General features: G+C 67.7%; 18 protein-coding genes. 11 read left to right on the top strand and 7 right to left on the bottom strand.

Annotation, left to right across the window (positions count from 1 at the left end; translation table 11 throughout):
* The first annotated feature begins 62 nt into the window (after positions 1–62).
* From mtrA to KIK15_RS02775, 7 genes are all read left to right on the top strand, one after another.
* Positions 63–740 (top strand): MtrAB system response regulator MtrA, encoded by a 678-nt coding sequence (mtrA, locus tag KIK15_RS02805; RefSeq protein WP_214242602.1) that lies wholly within the window; start codon positions 63–65, stop codon positions 738–740.
* Positions 737–2,353 (top strand): MtrAB system histidine kinase MtrB, encoded by a 1,617-nt coding sequence (gene mtrB, locus KIK15_RS02800; protein WP_307851709.1) that lies wholly within the window; start codon positions 737–739, stop codon positions 2,351–2,353. Before mtrA ends, mtrB begins: the two co-directional genes overlap by 4 nt.
* Positions 2,350–4,092: an LpqB family beta-propeller domain-containing protein gene (locus tag KIK15_RS02795; RefSeq protein WP_307851708.1), complete on the top strand. Its 1,743-nt coding sequence runs from the start codon at positions 2,350–2,352 to the stop codon at positions 4,090–4,092. The genes mtrB and KIK15_RS02795 overlap by 4 nt, the downstream gene beginning before the upstream one ends.
* A 176-nt stretch (positions 4,093–4,268) precedes the next feature.
* Positions 4,269–5,000 carry a ComF family protein gene (locus tag KIK15_RS02790; protein WP_250323907.1) on the top strand — a complete coding sequence of 244 codons (732 nt, stop codon included), beginning with the start codon at positions 4,269–4,271 and terminating at the stop codon, positions 4,998–5,000.
* Positions 5,001–5,366: 366 nt separating this feature from the next.
* Positions 5,367–6,161: a ribosome hibernation-promoting factor, HPF/YfiA family gene (hpf, locus tag KIK15_RS02785; RefSeq protein ID WP_214242601.1), complete on the top strand. Its 795-nt coding sequence runs from the start codon at positions 5,367–5,369 to the stop codon at positions 6,159–6,161.
* 250 nt (positions 6,162–6,411) lie between these two features.
* Entirely contained in the window at positions 6,412–9,225 is a 2,814-nt protein-coding gene (gene secA / locus KIK15_RS02780) for a preprotein translocase subunit SecA (RefSeq protein ID WP_214242600.1), read from the top strand.
* Between the two features lie 157 nt (positions 9,226–9,382).
* Positions 9,383–9,949: an Rv3235 family protein gene (locus KIK15_RS02775; RefSeq protein ID WP_214242599.1), complete on the top strand. Its 567-nt coding sequence runs from the start codon at positions 9,383–9,385 to the stop codon at positions 9,947–9,949.
* Positions 9,950–9,970: 21 nt separating this feature from the next.
* Here KIK15_RS02775 and iolD read toward each other — a convergent pair whose 3' ends face one another.
* The 4 genes from iolD to iolC all read right to left on the bottom strand — a co-directional run bounded on the left by iolD (position 9,971) and on the right by iolC (position 14,794).
* The gene (gene iolD / locus KIK15_RS02770; protein ID WP_214242598.1) at positions 9,971–11,920 is read right to left on the bottom strand and encodes a 3D-(3,5/4)-trihydroxycyclohexane-1,2-dione acylhydrolase (decyclizing); all 1,950 of its coding nucleotides are present in this window, start codon (positions 11,918–11,920) and stop codon (positions 9,971–9,973) included.
* 78 nt (positions 11,921–11,998) lie between these two features.
* Complete coding sequence (gene iolB, locus KIK15_RS02765; protein ID WP_214242597.1) at positions 11,999–12,889, bottom strand: 5-deoxy-glucuronate isomerase; 891 nt, start codon at positions 12,887–12,889, stop codon at positions 11,999–12,001.
* Complete coding sequence (locus KIK15_RS02760; protein ID WP_214242596.1) at positions 12,886–13,785, bottom strand: aldolase; 900 nt, start codon at positions 13,783–13,785, stop codon at positions 12,886–12,888. Before KIK15_RS02760 ends, iolB begins: the two co-directional genes overlap by 4 nt.
* Positions 13,775–14,794 (bottom strand): 5-dehydro-2-deoxygluconokinase, encoded by a 1,020-nt coding sequence (gene iolC / locus KIK15_RS02755; protein WP_214242595.1) that lies wholly within the window; start codon positions 14,792–14,794, stop codon positions 13,775–13,777. The genes KIK15_RS02760 and iolC overlap by 11 nt, the downstream gene beginning before the upstream one ends.
* An 87-nt stretch (positions 14,795–14,881) precedes the next feature.
* On the opposite strand from iolC, the gene KIK15_RS02750 reads away from it, so the two are divergent.
* The 4 genes from KIK15_RS02750 (at position 14,882) to KIK15_RS02735 (ending at position 18,791) form a co-directional block, all read left to right on the top strand.
* A complete protein-coding gene (locus KIK15_RS02750; RefSeq protein ID WP_214242594.1) occupies positions 14,882–15,619 on the top strand; it encodes a GntR family transcriptional regulator in 738 nt (245 codons plus the stop codon).
* Between the two features lie 165 nt (positions 15,620–15,784).
* Positions 15,785–16,840 (top strand): substrate-binding domain-containing protein, encoded by a 1,056-nt coding sequence (locus tag KIK15_RS02745; protein ID WP_214242593.1) that lies wholly within the window; start codon positions 15,785–15,787, stop codon positions 16,838–16,840.
* A gap of 77 nt (positions 16,841–16,917) precedes the next feature.
* A complete protein-coding gene (locus KIK15_RS02740) occupies positions 16,918–17,892 on the top strand; it encodes an ABC transporter permease (RefSeq protein WP_214243226.1) in 975 nt (324 codons plus the stop codon).
* Between the two features lie 32 nt (positions 17,893–17,924).
* Positions 17,925–18,791 carry an ATP-binding cassette domain-containing protein gene (locus tag KIK15_RS02735; protein ID WP_214242592.1) on the top strand — a complete coding sequence of 289 codons (867 nt, stop codon included), beginning with the start codon at positions 17,925–17,927 and terminating at the stop codon, positions 18,789–18,791.
* On the opposite strand, the gene KIK15_RS02730 is transcribed toward KIK15_RS02735, so the two are convergent.
* From KIK15_RS02730 to KIK15_RS02720, 3 genes are read right to left on the bottom strand one after another with little or no spacing between them, the layout of a single operon-like run.
* Positions 18,766–19,785 carry a LacI family DNA-binding transcriptional regulator gene (locus KIK15_RS02730; protein ID WP_214242591.1) on the bottom strand — a complete coding sequence of 340 codons (1,020 nt, stop codon included), beginning with the start codon at positions 19,783–19,785 and terminating at the stop codon, positions 18,766–18,768. The two genes, KIK15_RS02735 and KIK15_RS02730, sit on opposite strands and share 26 nt — an antisense overlap.
* A gap of 19 nt (positions 19,786–19,804) precedes the next feature.
* Entirely contained in the window at positions 19,805–20,701 is an 897-nt protein-coding gene (locus KIK15_RS02725; RefSeq protein WP_307851753.1) for a TIM barrel protein, read from the bottom strand.
* 2 nt (positions 20,702–20,703) lie between these two features.
* Entirely contained in the window at positions 20,704–21,711 is a 1,008-nt protein-coding gene (locus KIK15_RS02720; protein ID WP_214242589.1) for a Gfo/Idh/MocA family oxidoreductase, read from the bottom strand.
* Positions 21,712–21,852 lie beyond the last annotated feature (141 nt).

Raw genomic sequence — 21,852 nt, 5'->3', positions numbered from 1 at the left:
ACAACACCGACGCTGCGGCGTGGCGTTGGCGCCGGTGGCGACTCGATGTCACCATGTAGCCCATGAAGCCCAGAATTCTTGTCGTCGACGACGACGCCGCTCTGGCCGAGATGCTCACCATCGTCTTGCGAGGTGAGGGTTTCGAACCCTTCGTCGTCGGCGACGGAACTCAAGCGCTCGGGGCGGTGCGGGAAATCAGACCCGACCTCGTCCTGCTCGATCTCATGCTGCCCGGGATGAACGGGATCGACGTTTGCCGGGTGCTGCGCGCCGACTCCGGAGTGCCGATCGTGATGCTGACCGCCAAGAGCGACACCGTCGACATCGTGCTCGGTCTCGAGTCCGGTGCCGACGACTACATGGTGAAGCCGTTCAAACCCAAGGAACTCGTGGCCCGGGTGCGCGCGCGTCTACGCCGCACTGACGACGAGCCCGCCGAGTTGCTCTCGATCGGGCCCATCGAGATCGACGTGCCCGCTCACAAGGTGACCCGTGACGGTGCCGCGATCTCGTTGACGCCGTTGGAGTTCGACCTTTTGGTGGCGTTGGCCCGCAAGCCGCGGCAGGTCTTCACCCGCGACGTCCTGCTGGAGCAGGTCTGGGGGTATCGCCATCCCGCCGACACCCGCCTGGTCAACGTGCACGTTCAGCGACTGCGCGCGAAGGTGGAGACCGATCCCGAGAACCCTGAAGTCGTGTTGACGGTGAGGGGGGTCGGCTACAAGGCCGGCCCGCCGTGATCGGTCGTTCTCGGAGACGAATCAATCCGGCCCACCCACGCATCCTCCGTCGGCTCTCCGCGGCGGGGCGGTTCCTCGGTCGTGTGTGGCGTCGTTCGCTGCAGTTGCGAGTCGTCGTGTCCACTCTGGTGCTCTCGTTGATGGTCCTGTTGATCCTCGGGTTCGTGTTGAGCAGCCAGATCACCGATCGACTGTTGGACCTCAAACTTCGCGCGGCCACCGAGGTGGTCGATCGAGCGCGGGTGGCAGTCGAGCGCGACCTCGTCGGGGGTGACACCAGCGCCTCGATCACCAACCGGCTGCGCCAGACCCGGTCGATCCTGACCGATCGTGATGTCGATGCGAATGCCTCCGGTGTCGTCGGCACCTTCGACACCGTGCTGGTGGTGCCCGCCGGCGGCCCGCAGGAGACGGCGTCGGTGGGGCCGATCAGCGAGATCCCCGCCACGCTGCGCCGCACGGTCGATGGGGGTCGGATCGCGTATCAATACAGCTCGATCACCAACGACTCGGGAACGCGGACCCCGGTGTTGGTGATCGGCACACCGACGTCGGCGGGTGTGAGCGACCTGCAGCTGTATCTGGTTTTCCCACTCTCCAGCGAGGAGAACACCCTGTCGCTGGTTCGCGGCATCTTGTTCACCGGCGGTCTGGTCCTGCTCGGTCTGCTCGCGGCCATCTCGCTGCTGGTGTCCAGGCAGGTGGTGATCCCGGTGCGGTCGGCGGCACGCATCGCCGTGCGGTTCGCCGACGGTCGACTCAAGGAACGCATGCCCGTGCGTGGCGAGGACGACATGGCGCGGCTGGCGATGTCGTTCAACGACATGGCCGAGAGCCTGTCCAAACAGATCAGTCAGCTCGAGGAGTTCGGGGGTCTGCAGCGACAGTTCACCTCCGACGTCAGCCACGAACTGCGCACACCGTTGACCACGGTGCGGATGGCCGCCGACGTGCTCTACGAGAGACGCGACGAACTCGATCCGATGCGCAAGCGTTCGGTCGAACTGTTGGACAAGGAACTCGACCGGTTCGAGACCCTGCTCGGTGAACTGTTGGAGATCTCGCGGCACGACGCGGGGGTGGCCGAATTGTCCACCGAGAAGCTCGATCTCACCGTGCCGATCGAGGCCGCGTTGGCCACGGTGCGACATCTCGCCGACGACACCGACACGACCCTGGAGGTGAATCTGCCCGCCGAACCGGTGATCGCCGACATCGATCCCCGCCGGGTGGAGCGCATCCTGCGCAACCTGTTGGCCAACGCCATCGATCACGGTGAGCAGAAACCGGTCACCCTCACCATGCGTTCGGACGGCGACGCGGTGGCCATCACCGTGCGCGACCGGGGGGTTGGCCTCAAACCCGGGGAAGAGAAGCTGGTCTTCAACAGGTTCTGGCGGTCGGACCCGTCGCGGTTCCGGCGTTCGGGTGGAACGGGTCTGGGCTTGGCCATCAGCATCGAAGACGCACGCCTGCACAACGGTCGCCTGGAGGCATCGGGTGAACCGGGCAAGGGTGCGATCTTCCGCCTGACCCTGCCGTTGGTGCGCGGGCACAAGGTGCTGGGCAGTCCGCTGCCGCTCAAGATGTCGGCTCAGGCGGTGGACGAGTGAGCGCGCCATCGCGGTGGTTGGCTCCGCTGGCGCTGGTTCTCGCGCTGGCCGCCGTCCTCACCGGATGCGTGTCCATCCCCGACTCGTCGAGCCCACAACCCATCGGCACCCTGGAGCGACGTACCCCGACGGCCAGCGTTCCCTCGCCGCGCGCGGGCATGGACCCGGAATCGTTGATCCGCGACTTCTTGAAGGCATCGGCCAACCCCACCTCCGGGCACCTCGCCGCCCGCCAGTACCTCACCCGCGAGGCCTCCGATCGCTGGGATGATCGCGGGTCGGCGATGATCCTCGAGCAGATCTCGGTGCTCGGAGACGCCCGCACCGACACCATGCTCTCGGCGCGGATCATCGCCGAGACCACCGGCGCGCTGCAGCCCAACGGGGAGCTGGTGCCCTCGGCCGGGCGCATCGAGATCGCGGTGACGGTGGAGAACGTCAACGGGCAGTGGCGGATCAGCAGTCCGTTGCCCAGCGGAACGTTGATCGACCGCACCCAGTTCACCACCAGCTATCGGGCCCGATCGCTGTACTTCCCGGCGCGGGCCAGCGACCGGCTGGTGCCCGATCCGCGGTGGGTGTTCGTCTCGTCGGGCGACCACTCCGATCAGCTGGTCGATCTGCTGGTCTCGGGCCCGTCGTCGGATCTGGCCGGGGCGGTGCGCTCGGCTTTCCCTGACACCGCAGCGCTGCGCGGGTCCATCACTGATGTGGCCTCCGGTGGAGTGCGGATACAGTTCACCGGGATCAGCTCGCTGTCCGAACGTGACCGCACGTTGCTGGCCGCGCAGATCGTGTGGACCTTGACCTACGCCGACATCGGCGGGCCCTACCTGATCGAGTCCGACGGGAGCCCACTGATCGATCGGTACGCCAGTGGATGGCGGTCAGGCGACGTGGAGTCGCTGGACCCCGAGGCGGACGCGACCACCTCGTTGGACCTGCACGCCATCCGGGACGGCTCGTTGGTGGTGGTCGACGGCGACACGCTGCGCCCGATTCCCGGGCCACTCGGCTCGGCCACCACCGTCCGCTCGGCCGACATCTCCACCGACTCCTCGGCGCGGATCGCGGCGGTGGTGGCGGCGCCGCTGCCGGATCCGAGGTTGACGCTGCAGATCGGTCTCTACGGCGGTCCGCTGGTCACCGCAGCCACCGGTCTGTCGATCACGCGACCCTCGTTGGCGGCAGATCGGATGACGGTGTGGGCCGTGGTCGACGGTCAGGTGTTGCGCTGGGCGCGCGATGCGACCGGCGCACCACAGGCGCCGGCCCGGGTCGATGCCGGCCCGCTGACCAGTCGCGGTGTGCTCACCGAGTTCCGCGTGTCACCTGATGGCGCCCGGATCGCGGCGATCGTAGACGGCACGGCGCTGGTGGGCACCCTGAGCACCGACGCCGAGGGCAGCGAGCTGGTCTCTTCAGTGCGTGAGGCTGCGGTCGGACTCAGCGGGCGAACAGTGTCGGTGGATTGGATCTCGGCGGACTCGTTGGTGATCGCCCGTGACGTCGCCGACACCCCGATCCTGCAGGTGAACATCGACGGCACGCCTGCGGTCGGTCTGCTCAGCGGCAACCTCACCCCGCCGGTGCGAGCGGTGGTGGGCGACAAGAGCAACATCTACGTCGCCGACAGCCGAGGCATCCTGCGGTTGGGCAGAACCAACGGCGAGCCCGACCAGTACTGGAACGAAGTCGGCGCGACGATGGGTTCGGCTGCGATACCCGTCCTGCCCTGAGCACCTGAGCACCTGAGCACCTGAGCTGCCGGGTCGCCGAGGATGGGGCACCTGTTCGGGGTCTTCTGCTCGCGTACTGTCCACAGCTCGACGCGTCGGTGGCCGAGCTGTGGAGTACCGCCGGTCGTATGCGCTGTGGCGACTCGGACGAGGGTGGGGTGGGGCACGCTGGTCGCATGCAACGCACCCAGCGCAGATCGGCAACGCCCGGCGGCATCAGCTCGGTGTTCGCCGCGATCGCTCAGACCGCAATGGCCACAATCGATCTCGTGGTCCCGCTGCGCTGTGCGGGGTGTGCGGTAGGTGGGACGCGGTGGTGCGATCGGTGCGCGCGGGCGCTGCTCGACGACCCCGTCCGGCTCGCCCCGCGGGTCGAGCTACCGGTCGGCGCGTGGGCGATGGGACCCTACGGCGGTCCTCGACGATCGGCCCTGCTCGAACTCAAAGAACACGGTCGCACCGACCTGACGCCGATGTTCGGGACGCTGCTGGCGCGGGGGCTGGTGGCGCTGTGGCGGTGGTGCGAACTCCCCGACACCACGACGTTGGTGTTGGTCCCGGCGCCCACCCGGTCGGTCGCGGCGCGTCGGCGTGGTGGGGATCCGGTCACTGCGATCGCACGCTCGGCGGCCGCCCAGCTGGGTTCGTCGGTGCGGGTGGCGGCGCTGCTGCGCACGTCGATGTGGGCGCGGGACTCGGCCGGGTTGTCGGCGCACGACCGCGTGCTCAACCTCGCCGGCGCGGTGTCGGTGCGACGCGGGGTCAGTGATCTGCCCGTGGGTCCTGATTGTGCGGTGGTGTTGATCGACGACGTGTTGACCACCGGCGCCACCGCCGCAGAATCCATCGCCACGCTGCGGTCGGTGGGGGTGCGGGTCGATGCCGTGGTGGTGCTGGCCGGTGCGTGAACGAGCGACCGATGTTCGTGAGAATGGCGAAACATCAGCTCGCAGCGCGGATTCGGTGTGCGGTTTCCGGTGACGCGTGGGTGAAATCTCGATGACGTAAAGCGTGGCGACAGGGCGGTGGAGCGACTACCGTTGATCCCAACCGGCAACCCTCGGAGGTGAGGCCACTTCACACAGAGGTGTCGTTGCGGTGCACCGGGTTTGGTTCCATCGGCGGACCATCGGTCACGATCACGTGGCGGCACTGACCCCGATTCGCGCGTTCGATCGGCCTCGCTCCCGCCAGGACATCACGGTGTGACTTCCCGGCCCGGGTGATCGCTCGACATCGTCGCGGAGACCCACGAAACCCAGGAGGTACTGCCCATGTCGACCGTCGTCCATGCATCAGCCAAGTCCCCGGTCACGCCGAAATCCCCGTCCACACCGAAGTATTCGGCTCCGTCGCCGTCGGCGCCCCCGGTTCCACCCCGGGTGCGGCAGCCGCAACCGCCTGAGCCCGACCCCTTTGCGCGTGATTCCGCGTACCTGCAGTCGGCGGACACGGCGGGATCGTCCGCCGCGACCGCCACTGTGCGGGTGACCGGACGCAACGTGGAGGTGCCTGATCATTTCCGAGTTCACGTGAGCGACAAGCTCGCTCGGCTCGAGCGTTACGACTCCTCGATCTACGCCTTCGACGTCGAGTTGCATCACGAACGCAATCGGCGGCAGGCCAAGGTGTGTCAGCGCCTGGAGATCACCGTGCGAGGCCGCGGTCCGGTGGTGCGTGCCGAGGCTCGTGCCGAGAACTTCTACGCGGCTCTGGAGACCGCGGTGGACAGGTTGGAGTCGCGTCTTCGTCGCTCCAAGGAACGGCGTCAGGTCCACCACGGCTCCCGCACACCGATCTCGGTGGCGCGGGCCACCGCACAGATTGATGAGGTGAACGAGGCCATCGCCGACGAGTCCGCCGTGCAGACCCCGATCCCCGACGACGGCCCCGGTCGGGTGGTCCGGATCAAAGAGCATCCGGCCAAGCCGATGACCGTCGACGACGCGCTCTACGAGATGGAGCTGGTCGGGCACGACTTCTTCCTCTTCCACGATGTGGAGTCCGACCGCCCGTCGGTGGTGTACCGGCGCCACGCCTTCGACTACGGATTGATCCGCCTGGCCTGAGAGATCCCGAGTCCAATCGGGCAAACACAGCAGAACGGCCGTCGACCAGCACGCACGTGCTGGACCCGGCGGCCGTTCTGTTGCGGTGACCTACCATGTACGTCAGTAGACGGCGTGTCCGATCGTGTGTCGTGCTGCCCGCGATCGGGGGAGGTACGCGTTCACGCGTCGACGACGCGCGAACGACGCCCACCACTTACGGCGCTCACCACAGACGACGCTCCACCACCGACGACAGGAAGTCACAGACGTGCTCAACAAGTTGCTGCGAGTCGGCGAAGGCCGGATGGTCAAACGGCTGGACGCCATCGCGACGCATGTCGAGTCGTTCGCCGACGACATCGAGGCGCTCTCCGATGAGGAGCTGCAGGCCAAGACCGACGAGTTCAAGCAGCGCTACATCGACGGCGAGACCCTCGACGAGTTGCTGCCCGAGGCGTTCGCGGTGGTTCGCGAGGCGGCGTGGCGGGTGCTGGGGCAGAAGCCGTTCCACGTCCAGCTCATGGGCGGCGCGGCGCTGCACTTCGGCAACATCGCCGAGATGAAGACCGGCGAGGGCAAGACCCTCACCTGCGTGTTGCCCGCCTACCTCAACGCACTGTCCGGCGACGGCGTGCACGTGGTGACCACCAACGACTATCTGGCCAAGTTCCACGCCGAGTGGATGGGTCGTGTGCACCGCTTCATGGGGCTGCAGACCGAGGTGATCTTGACCGGGATGAGCCCCGATCAGCGGCGCGAGGCCTACGCCGCCGACATCACCTACGGCACCAACAACGAGTTCGGCTTCGACTACCTGCGTGACAACATGGCCCACTCGCTCGACGAGCTGGTGCAGCGTGGTCACCACTACGCGATCGTCGACGAGGTCGACTCGATCCTCATCGACGAGGCGCGTACCCCGCTGATCATCTCCGGCCCCGCCGACTCGTCGAGCAAGTGGTATCTGGAGTTCGCGCGGATCGCCAAGCAGCTCGAGAAGGACGTCCACTACGAGGTCGACATCCGCAAGAAGACCATCGGCGTGCACGAGGCCGGTGTGGAGTTCGTCGAGGACCAGCTCGGCATCGACAACCTCTACGACGCCACCAACTCGCTGCTGGTCAGCTACCTGAACAACGCCATCAAGGTCAACGAGCTCTTCGAGCGCGACAAGGACTACATCGTGCGCAGCGGTGAGGTGCTCATCGTCGACGAGTTCACCGGCCGTGTGCTCGACGGTCGCCGGTTCAACGAAGGCCTGCACCAGGCCATCGAGGCCAAGGAGGGGGTGGAGATCCAGGCCGAGAACCAGACCCTGGCCACCATCACCCTGCAGAACTACTTCCGCATGTACGACAAGCTGGCCGGCATGACCGGTACGGCGCAGACCGAGGCCGCTGAACTCGATCAGATCTACAAGTTGGGTGTGCTGCCCATCCCGACGAACAAGCCGATGATCCGCAAGGACCAGTCGGACCTGATCTACAAGACCGAGGAGGCCAAGTTCGCCGCCGTGGTCGACGACATCACCGAACGCCACGAGAAGGGTCAGCCCGTCCTCATCGGCACCACCAGTGTGGAGCGCTCGGAGTACCTGTCGCGGTTGCTGACCAAGCGCGGCATCAAGCACACCGTGCTCAACGCCAAGTTCCATGAGCAGGAAGCCCAGATCATCGCCGAGGCCGGTCGCTCGGGCGCGGTGACCGTGGCCACCAACATGGCTGGTCGTGGCACCGACATCGTGTTGGGCGGCAACCCCGACGTGATCGCCGACGTGCGGCTGCGCAAGCAACGCCTCGACCCGGTGGAGACGCCGGAAGAGTACGAGGCCGCCTGGGACGACGTGATCGAGTCGGTCAAGTCGGAGGTGGCTGCCGACGCCGAGAAGGTGAAGGAGGCCGGTGGCCTGTACGTGCTGGGCACCGAGCGCCACGAGTCCCGCCGCATCGACAACCAGCTGCGGGGACGTTCGGGCCGCCAGGGTGATCCGGGCGAATCGCGGTTCTACCTGTCGTTGGGTGATGAGTTGATGCGCCGCTTCAACGGTGCCGCGCTGGAATCGATCATGAACCGCGTGAACCTGCCCGACGACGTGCCGATCGAGGCGAAGATGGTCACCCGGGCCATCCGCAGCGCTCAGACGCAGGTCGAGCAGCAGAACTTCGAGATCCGCAAGAACGTCCTCAAGTACGACGAGGTGATGAACGAGCAGCGCAAGGTCATCTACGGTGAGCGCCGCACCATCCTCGAGGGCGCGGACCACCGCGACGAGGTGCTGCGGATGATCGCCGACGTGATCACCGCCTACGTCGCGGGCGCCACGGCGACGGGGTACGTGGAGGACTGGGACCTCGATGAGCTGTGGAAGGCGTTGAAGTCGCTGTACCCGATCACCGTCGACCCCACCGACCTGGTGCCGGTCAACGACCTCGGCGAGCGCGAGGACATCAGCGCCGAGGAACTGACCGAGCTGCTCATCGCCGATGCGCACAAGGCCTACGACAAGCGCGAGACCGAGATCGAGTTGATCGCCGGGCTCGGTGCCATGCGCCAGCTCGAGCGCACCATCTTGCTCAGCGTGCTCGACCGCAAGTGGCGTGACCATCTCTACGAGATGGACTACCTGCGCGAAGGCATCCACCTGCGCTCGATGGCCCAGCGTGACCCGGTGGTGGAGTACCAGCGTGAGGGCTACGACATGTTCCAGGGCATGCTCGAAGGCCTCAAGGAGGAGTCGGTCGGGTTCTTGTTCAACGTCGTCGTCGAGGCGGGCCCGGACGCGCAGGCGCCCGCGGCCCCGCCGGTGTCGGTGGAGAAGGCCCGTCCGTTGCCCACCGAGGAGGCTGCGGCTGAACGCGCGGCCAGCCGATCTGCCGCTCCGACAGCCTTGCGCGCCAAAGGTTTCGAGGAGGAGCAGAAGGATCTGGTCTACACCGGTCCGGCGGAGGACGGCACCACCACCGAGCTGTCCGACGGTGCCGACACCGCCGGATTGTCGGCGAGTCGGCGCGAGCGTCGGGCTGCGGCACGGGCCAACAAGGGGTCGGCTACCAAGCCGCCCAAGGCGCGCCGCCGCCGCTGACAGTGCTGCCGCGCCGCCGCCGCTGACAGTGCAGTCGGCACTGTCGCCGCACGACGGAACCGTTTGCCGGTTGAGCGCGTCTTACCGGCAAGTGAACACGCCGGGTCGTCGTCGAGGTGGAGCCTCGTTCCCGGGCAGTGGGGGAGCGGGAGTGTCGATGGAAACGGGTGTGCAGGATGTCGCGTCGGTGGGCGACGACTCGGTGGGCGACTCGGTGGTGGATTCGCTGGCGTTCGAACCCATTCCGCCGCATGATCCCGACCCGATGGTGGTGGCTCAGGTGGCTCGGCAGCTGGCGGTACATCGTGGGCTGGCCCCCGCCGGGGAGGGGTGCTCGATCGCGGCCCGCACCGACCCGGCCGCGCGAGCGTTCGCGGTGGCCACGGTCACGACCGTCCTCGAGGTTCTCGACCGCCGCAGGCCGGTCGCCCATCTCACCCCGATCGTCTTACCGCACATCATCGATCAGGTCACCACGTTGATGCAGGCACCGCTGGTGGGTTCGCCGGGTCGTCGCCCGGCCACCAGCGTGTTGTGTCGCGTGCACATGCAGTGGGTGGGGCCCGATGCGGCCGAGGTGGCCGCCACCTACACCCGAGGCGGGCGAGTGCATGCCGTGGCCGCGCGGGTTGGCCGAATTCCCATGCGGGTCAGACCTGTTCGGGTGGACGGTCCGCGGCGCACTGAGCTTCGGTGGATGCTGGTGAACTTCACCACCGCCTGAGTTCGCGGCGGTGGATGCGGGTCAGGCGTCGGTATCGGTCGGACGCAGGTATGTGCGTTGGGCCCGTTTGGCCGCGTCGTAGGCGACGCGTGCGGCCTGCGTGCTGCTCAGGCTGGACGTCTGCGCCACCGGCACGTCCCACCACGATCGGCTGTCGGGAGACCCGATCAGCGGGTCGGTCTCCACGTGGATGACGGTGGGCCCCTCGGCGGTCTTGGCCACACGCAGGGCTGCGGCGAGGGCGTCGGTGTCGGCGGCGTGCACCACGTGTGCTCCCAGCGACGCTGCGTTGGCGGCGAGGTCGACCGGCAACACCGGACCGTCGAGGCGACCGGAGTCGCTGCGGCGTCGGTATCGCGTGCCGAAGCGTTGGGAGCCAACTGATTCCGACAGGGCGCCGATGGAGGCGAATCCGTGGTTCTGCACCACGACGATGATCAGCGGGAGGCCTTCCTGTACGGCGGTGACTATCTCGGTGGCCATCATCAGGTACGACCCGTCGCCGACCAGCACCACCACGTCGCGGTCGGGGCACGCCAACGCCACGCCGACCCCACCGGCGATTTCGTACCCCATGCACGAGTAGCCGTATTCGACGTGGTAACCCTTCGCGTCTCGGGGCCGCCACAGTTTGTGCAGATCGCCGGGCATCGAGCCGGCCGCACACACCACGACATCCCGAGGGTCAATGGCTTGGTTGACCACCCCGATCACTTGCGACTGGGTCATCGCCGACCGGCCGTCGCCGACGGTGACACCCCGGTGCTGTGGATGGATCGCGTTGTCGACCAGTGCATTCCATCGCGACCTCAGGGTCGCGATCCGGTCGGCGTACACCGGATCCACCCGATGGCCGGTCAGCGCGGTGTGCAACGCCTCGATGCCGGCGCGGGCGTCGGCCACCACCGCGAGGCTCGACTGTTTGACGGCGTCGAGCCGTGCGACGTTGAGGCTGACGAACCGGACGTCGGGGCGGGCGAACGCAGTTCGTGAGGCGGTGGTGAAATCGCTGTAGCGGGTACCGATCCCGATCACGACGTCGGCGTCGGCGGCCAACGCGTTGGCCGCAGTGGTTCCGGTGGCCCCGATACCACCCACCCATCCGGGGTGGTCGTGGGCGAGTGCACCCACTCCGGCCTGGGTGTGTCCCACCGGAATCCCGGTGTGAGAACTGAACGCGGCCAACGCATCCTGAGCACCGCTGTAGATCACCCCGCCGCCCGCGACCACCAGTGGCGACGCTGCCGCGGCGATCAGCCGGGCCGCGTCGGCCACGACGTCGGCGTCGGGGGCCGGGCGCCCCACTCGCCAGGTGCGCGGTTCGAACAACGTGGTGGGCCAGTCGAACGCCTCGGTCTGCACGTCCTGGGGCATGGCGATGGTGACCGCGCCGGTCTCGACCGGATCGGTGAGCACCCGCATCGCGCCGAGCAGAGCTGCGGGCAGCTGTTCTGGGCGCGCCACCCGATCGAAGAATCGGGACACCGGCCGGAATGCGTCGTTGACCGTGACGTCCCCGCTGTCGGGCCGCTCGAGTTCCTGCAGCACCGGTGCGCTGACGCGGGTGGCGAAGGTGTCGGCGGGCAACAGCAGGACCGGCAGCCGATTGATGGTGGCCAAGGCTGCGCCGGTGACCATGTTGGTCGCGCCGGGACCCACCGAGGCGGTGACCGCCCAGGTCTGCAGCCGGTCGCGCATCCGGGCGTAGGCCACCGCCGAGTGCACCATCGCCTGCTCGTTGCGGCCGAGAATGTAGGGCAGCTGGGGTGTCCGGCCGGCATCGATGTCGTCGATCTCGTCCTGCAGCAACGCCTGTCCCAGGCCGGCGACATTGCCGTGCCCGAAGATCCCGAAGCAACCCGCGATGAACCGGGTGCGTACTCGCTCGCGCTGCACGTACTGCGCGCGCAGAAACCTCACCGTGGCCTGGGCCACGGTGAGGCGGACGGTCGGGTCGGATCCTGCTGTCATGGCGGCACTCCCATCGGTTGGCCGGTCGGCGACGACACAGTCGGTGTTGCGGTGCAAGCGCGGTGGTGGTGGTCGGGCTCAGCGGTGGGGTCCCGACAGAGGCGGTGACCCCGGTCGGATGGGGACGCGTGGATCGATCGGTTGATCGGCCCAGGCCTCGCGCAGCCAGGTGTGGGCGGGGTCGTCGCAGATCTTCCAGGCGCGCTGTGGTCCCGGTCCGGCCATCACGTTGAGGAAGTACAGCGGGTAGCCCGGCGCCGACATGGTGGGCCCGTGATATCCGTGCGGGATCAACACCACGTCGCCGGTGCGTACCTCGGCGAACACCTCGATCGGTCGTTCGGTGGTGCCGTACACCCGCTGGTATCCGACGCCGGGACCGGTGGGGCCGTCGGCGATCTCGAAGTAGTAGATCTCCTCGAGCCGTGACTCGACGTCGGTGTCCTCGTCGTGTTTGTGCGCGGGGTAGCTCGACCAGTTGCCGCCTGGGGTGATCACCTCGCAGGCGATGATGGAGTCGGCCTCCAGCGCTTCGGGGGTACCGAAGTTGTGCACCTGCCGGGTGCACTGGCCCGCACCTCGGATCTCCACCGGCACGGCGTGCGCCGGGATGTGGCGCAGCGGGTGCGAACGGGTGGCCCGCGCACCGAGCAGCGCGAAGCGTCCGCCTTCGGCGCTGGTCAGCGTGAACTCGGAATCGATTCCCACGTAGGCGAAGTCGCTGGGTCCGGTGAACACCGATGCCCGCCCGGCGAGGGTGAACTCGCTGCCTGCCGACGCCACGGTCACCGATCCCGCCAGCGGTACCACGATGATCTCCTCGTCACCGCTGTGGTGGGTGTGCACGCCTGCGGGTGGCAGATGCAGGATGTGCATGGACGACTCGGTCCAGCCGGCGGTCTGCGGCGTGACGGCGATGCTGAACGGGGCGGGCGCGCTGCCCGCGCGGATGTGCAGGTCGCCGGTCATCGGATCAGCGAGACCGCGGTGCGTACGGCGCCCGCCACGTCGTCGTCGGCCGGGTACAGCAGGGTTCGCCCGACGATGAGACCCCGCGCGGCGGGGAAGGCCAGCGCCTGTTCCCATGATGCGAAGGTCTCTTGTGCGCCGGTGGACGGGTCGCCGCCGAGCAGCAAGCTGGGCAGGGTGGTGGCGTCGAGTACTCGATCCATGTGCTCGACCACGGGCAACTTCAGCCAGGTGTAGGCCGAGGTGGACCCCAGGGCCTGGGCGATGTGGATCGACTTGATGACCGCGTCGGTGCTCAGGTCGTTGGCCAGCACGCCATCGGTGCGGACCGAGACGAACGGCTCCAGCATCGCGATCACCTCGCCTGCGGCGAGTTCGTCGACGGCGCGGGCGCAGGCGGCCATCGTGGCGACGGTGGCGGGGTCGTGGAAGTCGAAGCGGCACAGCATCTTCGCGCCGTTGAGACGTGACCCGCTGGTCCAGCGGGCGGTCGCTGCGGTCATGCGGTCATCGAGTTCGAATGTGGCCCCGGCCAATCCGCCCCGGTTCATCGACGCGAACACCACCTTGTCCTCCAGCAGGCCCAACAACAGCAGATCCTCGAGGATGTCGGAGGTGCCCAGCACGCCGTCCACCCCGGGCACGTTCAGTGCGATGGCCAGCCGGTCCAGCAACTCGCTACGACTGTTCATCGCGGTTGCGTTGGCTCCCACCCGCAGTGCCGCGCGGGCGGGATGGTCGGCGGCGACGATCATCAACCGACCGTCGCCGCGCACCGTGGCGCGGGTGCACCGCGTGGCCCAGGCGTGTGCCACCGCGCCAGGGTCGGTGGCGCGCAGCTCGCTGATCTCGCGGTACGTCGAGCACAGCGCGCCGCGGGTGGTGCTATCGGACATCTGATCCGTCCTGCAGGCTGGTGGGTACGCGACCGGCCGCAACGGCGGCGGCGATCTCGTCGGATGTAGGCATGGCCGTGGAACATTCGAGACGGCCGGCGACGATGGCCCCCGCCGCGTTGGCGTGCCGCAACGTCTTGTCCAGCGACCACCCGGCCAGCAGCCCGTGGCACAGGCTGCCGCCGAAGCCGTCGCCTGCGCCCAATCCGTTGACCACATCGACCTCGACCGGAGCCACCTCCACCGATTCCTCGCGAGTCTTGCCCAACACCCCGCGTGGTCCCTGCTTGACGATCGCCAGTTCCACGCCGCGCTCGAGGAGAGCGTCGGCGGCGCGATGGGGGTCGGTTTCGCCGACGGCGACGGCGCATTCATCGCGATTGCCCACCACCACGCTCACCTGCTCCAGCGCTCGTGTGACCTGGTCGGTAGCGGCCTGCGCCGAGGTCCAGAACATCGGGCGGTAGTCGAGATCCAGGACGGTCAACGGGCCTGCGGCGCGAGCGGCCCATGCCGCGAGATGGGCGCTGCGAGAGGGTTCTTGGCTCAATCCGGTGACCGTGGACCAGAGCAGGCGAGCGCCCGCCACGGCCCGGGTGTCGATCTGATCGGCTCGCACCTGCAGATCAGGGGCGCTCGGCCGGCGATAGAAGTACAGCGGGAAATCATCAGGTGGGAACATCTCGCAGAACGTCACCGGGGTCGGCAGGTGCGGATCGGTGACCACGTGGCGATCGCAGACGCCCAGCCGCGTCAACTCGCCACGCACGTAGCGACCGAACGGGTCGTCGCCGACGCCGGAGACGAGCGCGGCCGAGTGTCCGAGTCTGGCTGCGGCCACCACCACGTTGGCCGCACTGCCGCCGAGGAACTTGCCGAAGCTGCTCACATCCTCCAGACCCACCCCGATCTGATGCGGGTACAGATCCACCCCGCACCGCCCGATCGCGAGCACGTCACAGACCGGCGCAGAGGGCGAGGTCGGCGCAACGGGTGGTCGGTCGGTCACGCCGCCACTGTGCGCCAGCAGCTCCGCGCTGTCAATACTTTGTCAGGACATCAGGACGTATAGAGGCGGCTGTGTTAGCGTCGGCGCATGGCCGCCCCGCTGTCGATCCGGATCGATCGGACGACACCGGTGCCGCTGTATCACCAGCTGGCCCGGTCGATCGAGAGCGCCATCGTGGCCGGCGAGTTGTCTCCGGGCGATCGCCTGGAGAACGAGGTGGATCTGGCCAAACGGCTGGGTCTGTCGCGGCCCACCATCCGGCAGGCGATCGGCGAGCTGGTCGACAAAGGGGTGTTGATCCGCAAACGGGGCGTTGGAACCCAGGTCGTGCAGTCGCCGGTGCAGCGTTGCGTCGAACTGACCAGCCTCTACGACGACCTCGCCAACGCGGGCTTGACACCCACCACCCAGTTGCTGGAATACCGTGTGCACCAGGGTGATCCCGACTTGCGTCGGGAACTTCAGTTGGCCGACACCACCGAGGTGGTGTCTTTCACCCGACTGCGCCGGGCCGACGGTGAACCGCTGGCGGTGATGACCAACCACCTGCCTGCCGACCTCTCCCCGGCCCCTGGCGAGTTGGAGTCCGACGGTCTGTACCGAGCGCTGCGGGCGCGGGGCATACACATCCGACTGGCCCGCCAGCGCATCGGCGCCCGCGCGGCGGAGGTTCAGCAGGCCGAGTTGCTCGGGGTGGCCGTCGGGGCCCCGCTGCTGACGATGAGTCGCACCGCCTTCGACGACTCTGGTCGAGTGGTGGAGGTGGGCCAGCACGTCTACCTCGCGAACCGGTACTTTTTCGAGACCACCGTGGTCAGCCGGTGAGAGGTGGACACGTTGCGCCGACAACATGTAAGGACAAATCCTTGACACGGCGGCGGGTGCGGGTATTTCATCAGACGGATTCGAGAGTGACGTAGCTCTCCATGACGACAGGCTCGCACCAATTCGGGTGATCTCGCAGGGGAGTCCCGATGGGAAAGGAACGACATGGACACCACAACGCCGTGGACGTCACCGGGGCGCATCGGGCGCTCGCGCGCCTGGCGGCGCACCGTGGTGGGCACATCGGTCACCGCAGCCATCGTGCTCGCGGTCGCCGGATGCTCTAGCACCGGCGGCAAGAAGGCCACGCAGTCCCAGGCCACCGGCAAGAACTACACCATCGCCATGGTCACCCATGGAGCCCCCGGCGACACCTTCTGGGACCTCATCCGAAAAGGCGCGCAAGCGGCTGCGGCCAAGGACAACATCACCCTGAAGTACTCGTCGAAGAACTCTGGCCCCGATCAGGCCACGCTGGTGCAGTCGGCCATCGACTCCAAGGTCGACGGTCTGGCGGTCACCATGTCCTTCGCCGACGCGATCGCCCCGACGATCACCTCCGCGGTCAAGGCAGGCATCCCGACCGTGGTGTTCAACGGTGGCATCAACGCCTGGAAGCCGACCGGAGCACTCGCGTATTTCGGTCAGGACGAGAAGATCTCGGGCAAGGCGGCTGGCGAGCGGCTGGCGTCCGAGGGTGCCAAGAAGGTGATCTGCATCGTGCACGAGCAGGGCTCGGTGGCACTGGAGGATCGGTGCGCCGGAGTGCGCGACGGTCTGCTCGCCGGGAGCGGGAGCACTCCGGCTGCCCCCGGCGCCGGCGTGGAGAACCTCAACGTCGCCGGCACCGACATCCCGTCGGTGGAGTCGGCGATCACCGCGAAACTTCAGCAGGACCCATCCATCGATCACATCATCGCCCTCGGCGCCCCCTTCGCGCTCACGGCGGTCAAGTCGGTGAGTGCAGCCGGATCGAAAGCCAAGGTGGCCACCTTCGACACCAACTCCGAACTCGTCGGCGCCATCGAGAACGGCAGCGTGGAATGGGCCATCGACCAACAGCCCTACCTGCAGGGCTATCTCGCCGTCGACTCGCTGTGGCTGTACCTGACCAACCGCAACACCATGGGTGGTGGCCAGCCGTCCCTGACCGGACCATCGTTCATCGACAAGTCCAACATCGCCGCGATCGCCGAGTACGCCAAGCGTGGCACTCGGTGACCACGAGTACCCCGGTCGCCGAGGAGGCGGGCACCAGCACCGACGAGCGAGTGCGTCGGCGTAGCCCGGTCCAGCGGATGCTGCTGCGACCCGAGGTGGGTGCGCTGCTCGGCGCGGTGGCCATCTTCGTGTTCTTCTGTGTGGTCGCAGCACCCTTTCGCAGCCTCGACTCGTTCTCCACCGTCCTCTACGCCTCGTCGACGATCGGGATCATGGCGTGCGCGGTGTCACTGTTGATGATCGGCGGCGAGTTCGACCTGTCCACCGGTGTCGCGGTCACCCTGAGCTCGATCGCGGCCTCGCTGTTGGCTTTTCAGTTCAACCTCAACGTGTGGACGGCCTGTCTGCTGTCGCTGGTGCTGGCCTTGGCGGTGGGATTCGCCAACGGCTACCTGGTGATGCGCACCAAGATCCCGTCGTTCTTGATCACGCTGTCGACGTTTCTCATGATCACCGGGATCAACCTGGCCGTGACCCGCCTGGTCACCAAACAGGTTGCCACACCTAACATTTCCGACATCCAGGGTTTCGATTCCGCGCACAGCGTCTTCGCGTCCACCTTCCGGATCGCAGGTGTGTCGGTGCGCATCACCATCATCTGGTGGCTGATCCTGACGCTGGTGGCCAGCTACGTGCTGATGCGAACCCGGGTGGGCAACTGGATCTTTGCCGTGGGCGGCAACCAGGACAGCGCCCGTGCGGTGGGCGTCCCGGTGACCGCGGTCAAGATCGGGCTGTTCATGTTCGTCGGCTTCTGTGCCTGGTTCCTGGGGATGCACCTGCTCTTCGAGTACAACACGGTGCAGTCTGGGCAGGGCGTGGGCAACGAGTTCCTCTACATCATCGCCGCGGTCATCGGTGGCTGCCTGTTGACCGGCGGCTACGGCACCGCGGTGGGCGCGGCCATCGGCGCCTTCATCTTCGGGATGACCAACCAGGGCATCGTCTACGCCGGGTGGAACCCCGACTGGTTCAAGTTCTTCCTGGGGGCCATGTTGTTGTTCGCGGTGTTGGCCAACAACGGATTCCGCGCCTTCGCGGCGCGCCGGTGACCGAACGGTCGAGGTATGAAAGCGATGTGTCCATGAGCACCCCCGATCCCCAGCCGGCTACCGCGTCGGCGCCATCTGACCGCTCCCCGGAGGCGGTTGCGCTGATCGAGTTGCGCCATGTGGGCAAGCGGTACGGCAACATCACCGCCCTGTCCGACATCAACCTTCGGGTCTGCGCCGGTGAGGTGACCGGCGTGCTCGGTGACAACGGCGCAGGCAAGTCCACGCTCATCAAGATCATGGCCGGGCTGCACCAGCCCAGCGACGGGCAGATGTTGGTCGACGGCGAGGTGGTGCGGTTCTCCTCACCCAAGGACGCGCTGGCCAAGGGTATCGCCACGGTCTACCAGGACCTCGCCGTGGTGAACCTGATGCCGGTGTGGCGCAACTTCTTTCTCGGTCAGGAACTGAGATCGGGGGTGTTGCGATCGCTCGACACCGCCACCATGCGCACCCGCACCCTGTCCGAACTGCGCAAGATGGGCATCGACCTGCCTGACGTGGACGCGCCCATCGGATCGCTCTCTGGTGGGCAGCGACAGTGTGTGGCCATCGCCCGGGCCATCTACTTCGGGGCCCGGGTGCTCATCCTCGACGAGCCGACCGCAGCGCTCGGGGTCAAACAGTCGGGCATGGTGCTGAGATACGTCGCGGCCGCCAAGGCGCGCGGTTTCGGGGTCGTGTTCATCACCCACAACCCGCACCATGCCCACCTCGTCGGGGATCACTTCGTGCTGCTCAATCGTGGCCGCCAACAACTCGATTGCCGATACGACGAGATCGATCTCGACGAGCTGACCCGGCAGATGGCCGGCGGTGCCGAACTCGAAGCGCTCGGACACGAATTGCGACGGGCGGCGCCGCGCGCGGTGATCAACCCGGCACGTTGTGTGGGGTGATGACCGCGATCGCCGACCGTGGCACCGACACCGGACCGGGCAGCGCCCCGTGGTGGGCCATGATCGATCGGGTGGCCGCGCGCATGTCGGCGCGCAGATCATGGTGCAGCACAGCGGTCATCGCCCCCGAGCGCAGCAGCGCCACGTTCTGCTCGCCGAGGTCGTGGCCGATGAACGCCTCGCAGGTGCGGTCGGCGTCGGCGAATGCTGCGGCGATGCCGGTGTTGCCGCCGCCGATCGAATACGCCGCCCGCAGTAGGGGATCGGCACGCAGCGCAGCACCGACCACCAAGCGACTGGCGTCGTCGAACCCGCCGGTGTCGGACAGTTCGACGATGCGGCGCTCGGTGTCGTAGCCGCGCATCGCCGCACGGAACCCCATCTCGCGTTCCTCCTCGTTGCGAAAGAAGTCGCGGGTGGTCAGCACCAGTACACGAGCGTCGCTGCCGCGCAACAGATGATGCATCAGATACGCCGCGGTGGCGCCGGCCGCACGGTCGTCGATTCCCACGTAGGCGATGCGGGTGCTGGCGGGGACATCGGTGGCCACGGTGAGCACCGGGACCCGCGCGGCGGTGAGTCGGTTGATCGCTTCGGCCACCTCGGGGACATCTGGTGCCTTGAGCAGGACCCCGCTGCTTCCGCGCCGGGCGATCGAGTTCAGGACGGCCACCATCTCGCCGACCGTCCAGCGGTCATGCAGTTCGAAACGGGCGCGCATGACCGCAGGCCGCAGTCCCGGCAGTTCGGCCTCCAACGCGCGACGAACCATGGTGGAGAAGCGTTTCGGCGCATCCATCACCACGTCGATGATGAAGTTGCGCCCGGACAGCGCCAGCGCCGACCGCTGGCGGTCGAGGTCGGTGATGGCCTGCTCGACGCGCAAGACGGTGCCTGCCCGCACGCCAGGACGTCCATGCAGCACGCGGTCGACGGTTGCCTGGCTCACCCCGGCCTGTCGGGCGATCTCGCGGATCGGATACGGATGGGGCATGGCGGCCAGTGTGAGCCGATCAGGGCAGGGCGCGCAGGAAGTTCACGCTACGGGCCACGTCGGTCACCGGTCCGGGCCCGTCGGGTTCGCCGGCGAGGATGGTGTCCTGTTCCAGCACCCACCATCCCGCGTACCCGGCCGCCCGCAGCCGCGCCACCACCCCGGCGATGTCGACGTCTCCGTGCCCGACCGGCCGGTACATCCCTGCCCGGACCCCGTCGGTGTAGGTCAACTCGCCGCTGCGGACCCGGGCCAGCACTGCGGCGTCGACGTCCTTGAGGTGAACATGGGCGATGCGATGCGCCGCGGAATCGAGCAGGTCGATCGGATCGGTGCCGCCGATCATCAGATGCCCGGTGTCCAGACACAATCCGATCCGCGACCCGTCCAGCACCTGCTGCACCTGGCCGGTGGTCTCGATCATGGTGCCCACATGCGGATGCAGGACCGCACGGACACCGGCCTGCGCCGCGGCGGCATCGATGCGATCGAGGTTGTTCACCAACGTCGCGGCGCCTGCATCGTCGAGCACGGGTTGCTGGTCGTAGCCGTCGCAGCCACTGACCGCGGCGACCACCAGGACGTCGGCCCCGCACGCGGCGAACGCAGCGATCTGCGGCGCCAGCGCCTCGAGGGGATCGTGGTCGTCTCGGTGGGCCACCACCGGTGCGAACCCGCCCACCGGGGTGATGCCGTTGGCCACCATGGCAACTGGACACAGAAAACCGTCGGGGCCGAACTCGGCCGCCCTGAGGCCGACCGAGCCGAGCTCACGCAGCACCCGCTGCGCGGTGAGCTGATGTCCCCACCCAGGCACCTCGCAGATGCCCCACGAGATGGGAGCCCCGGCCAGCCGTAGCTCTGCCGGAGTTGTCCCAGCCGGCGGTGTCCACGCCGACGCTGACACGGTCGGGATGGTCACCGGCGTACCTCGGCGATGGCGACCGGGCGACTCTGCTTGCGAGACAGGGTGGCCGCCTCGGCGATCCAGGCCACCTCCACCGCGTCGGCGACGGTGCATGGCGACTCGGCGGCTCCGGTCACCACGTCACAGAACACCGCCAGCTCGGTTCGGTACGCGTCGAGAAACCGATCCATGAAGAAGTCGTGGCTGGGCCCTGTCGGAAAGGTGCTGTGCGGATGGGTGTTTCGCACCGGGATCCCGCAGTCCCATCCGGCCACCACTGCGTCACGATCGCCGTGCACCTCCAGACGCGCGTCGTACCCGCGCCCGTTGTAGCGGGCATTCGAGATCAGCCCCAGGGTTCCGCCGGACATGGTGACCACCACCGCAGCGGTGTCGACGTCGTCGGCCGCGGCGAACCCGGGGTCGCCCTGGTTGGCGCCGACGGCGAAGACCGAGACCGGCTCCTGGCCGGTGATCCAGCGCAGCGCGTCGAAGTCGTGGACGGCGCAGTCGCGGAAGATCCCGCCCGACCCCGCGATGTAGGACATCGGCGGCGGACTGGGATCCATGGTCGTGGAGCGCACGGTGTGCAGCCAGCCCAGCTCACCGGCCTCGACAGCGGCGCGCGCGGCGGCGAACGCGGAGTCGAAGCGGCGCTGATATCCCACCTGGACCGCCACCCCGCTCGCCGTCACCGTGGCTGCGGTGGCGGCACTCTGGGCTGCGGTCGCCGCGATCGGCTTCTCGCAGAACGTCGGCAGCCCCCGACCGACTGCGGCCACCACCAACTCCGAGTGCGCCGGGGTGGCGGCGGCCACCACCACCCCGTCGATGTCGCTGTCGAGCAGGGCCGCCACCGAGGGCGCCGAGCTCGCCGCGAGTTCGCCGGCCACCCGTTCGGTCACCTCGGGCCGCTCGTCGAACACCACGAGCCGGTCCACGCCGGGCAGTTCGGTCAGCGTGTGCGCGTGGAAGGCCCCGATGCGGCCCAGCCCGATCACCCCGAGCGCGACGCCCATGTCACCCCTGTCTCGGCCGCAGCCGCATCCGTGGCCTGTGTCGATCGCCCGACGTGGCACCGATGGTCGTTCGGATGTCACCAGTCTTGATGGGTTCGCGCCGTCGATCAACGTGCTCAACCCATCAAAAACACCTCAGGC

The organism is Williamsia sp. CHRR-6, assembly GCF_018474015.1.
In the GTDB taxonomy this organism is placed as follows: Bacteria; Actinomycetota; Actinomycetes; order Mycobacteriales; family Mycobacteriaceae; genus Williamsia_A.
Note: the sequence above shows the minus strand (reverse complement) of the source record. Positions and strands in the feature narration are given on the sequence as shown.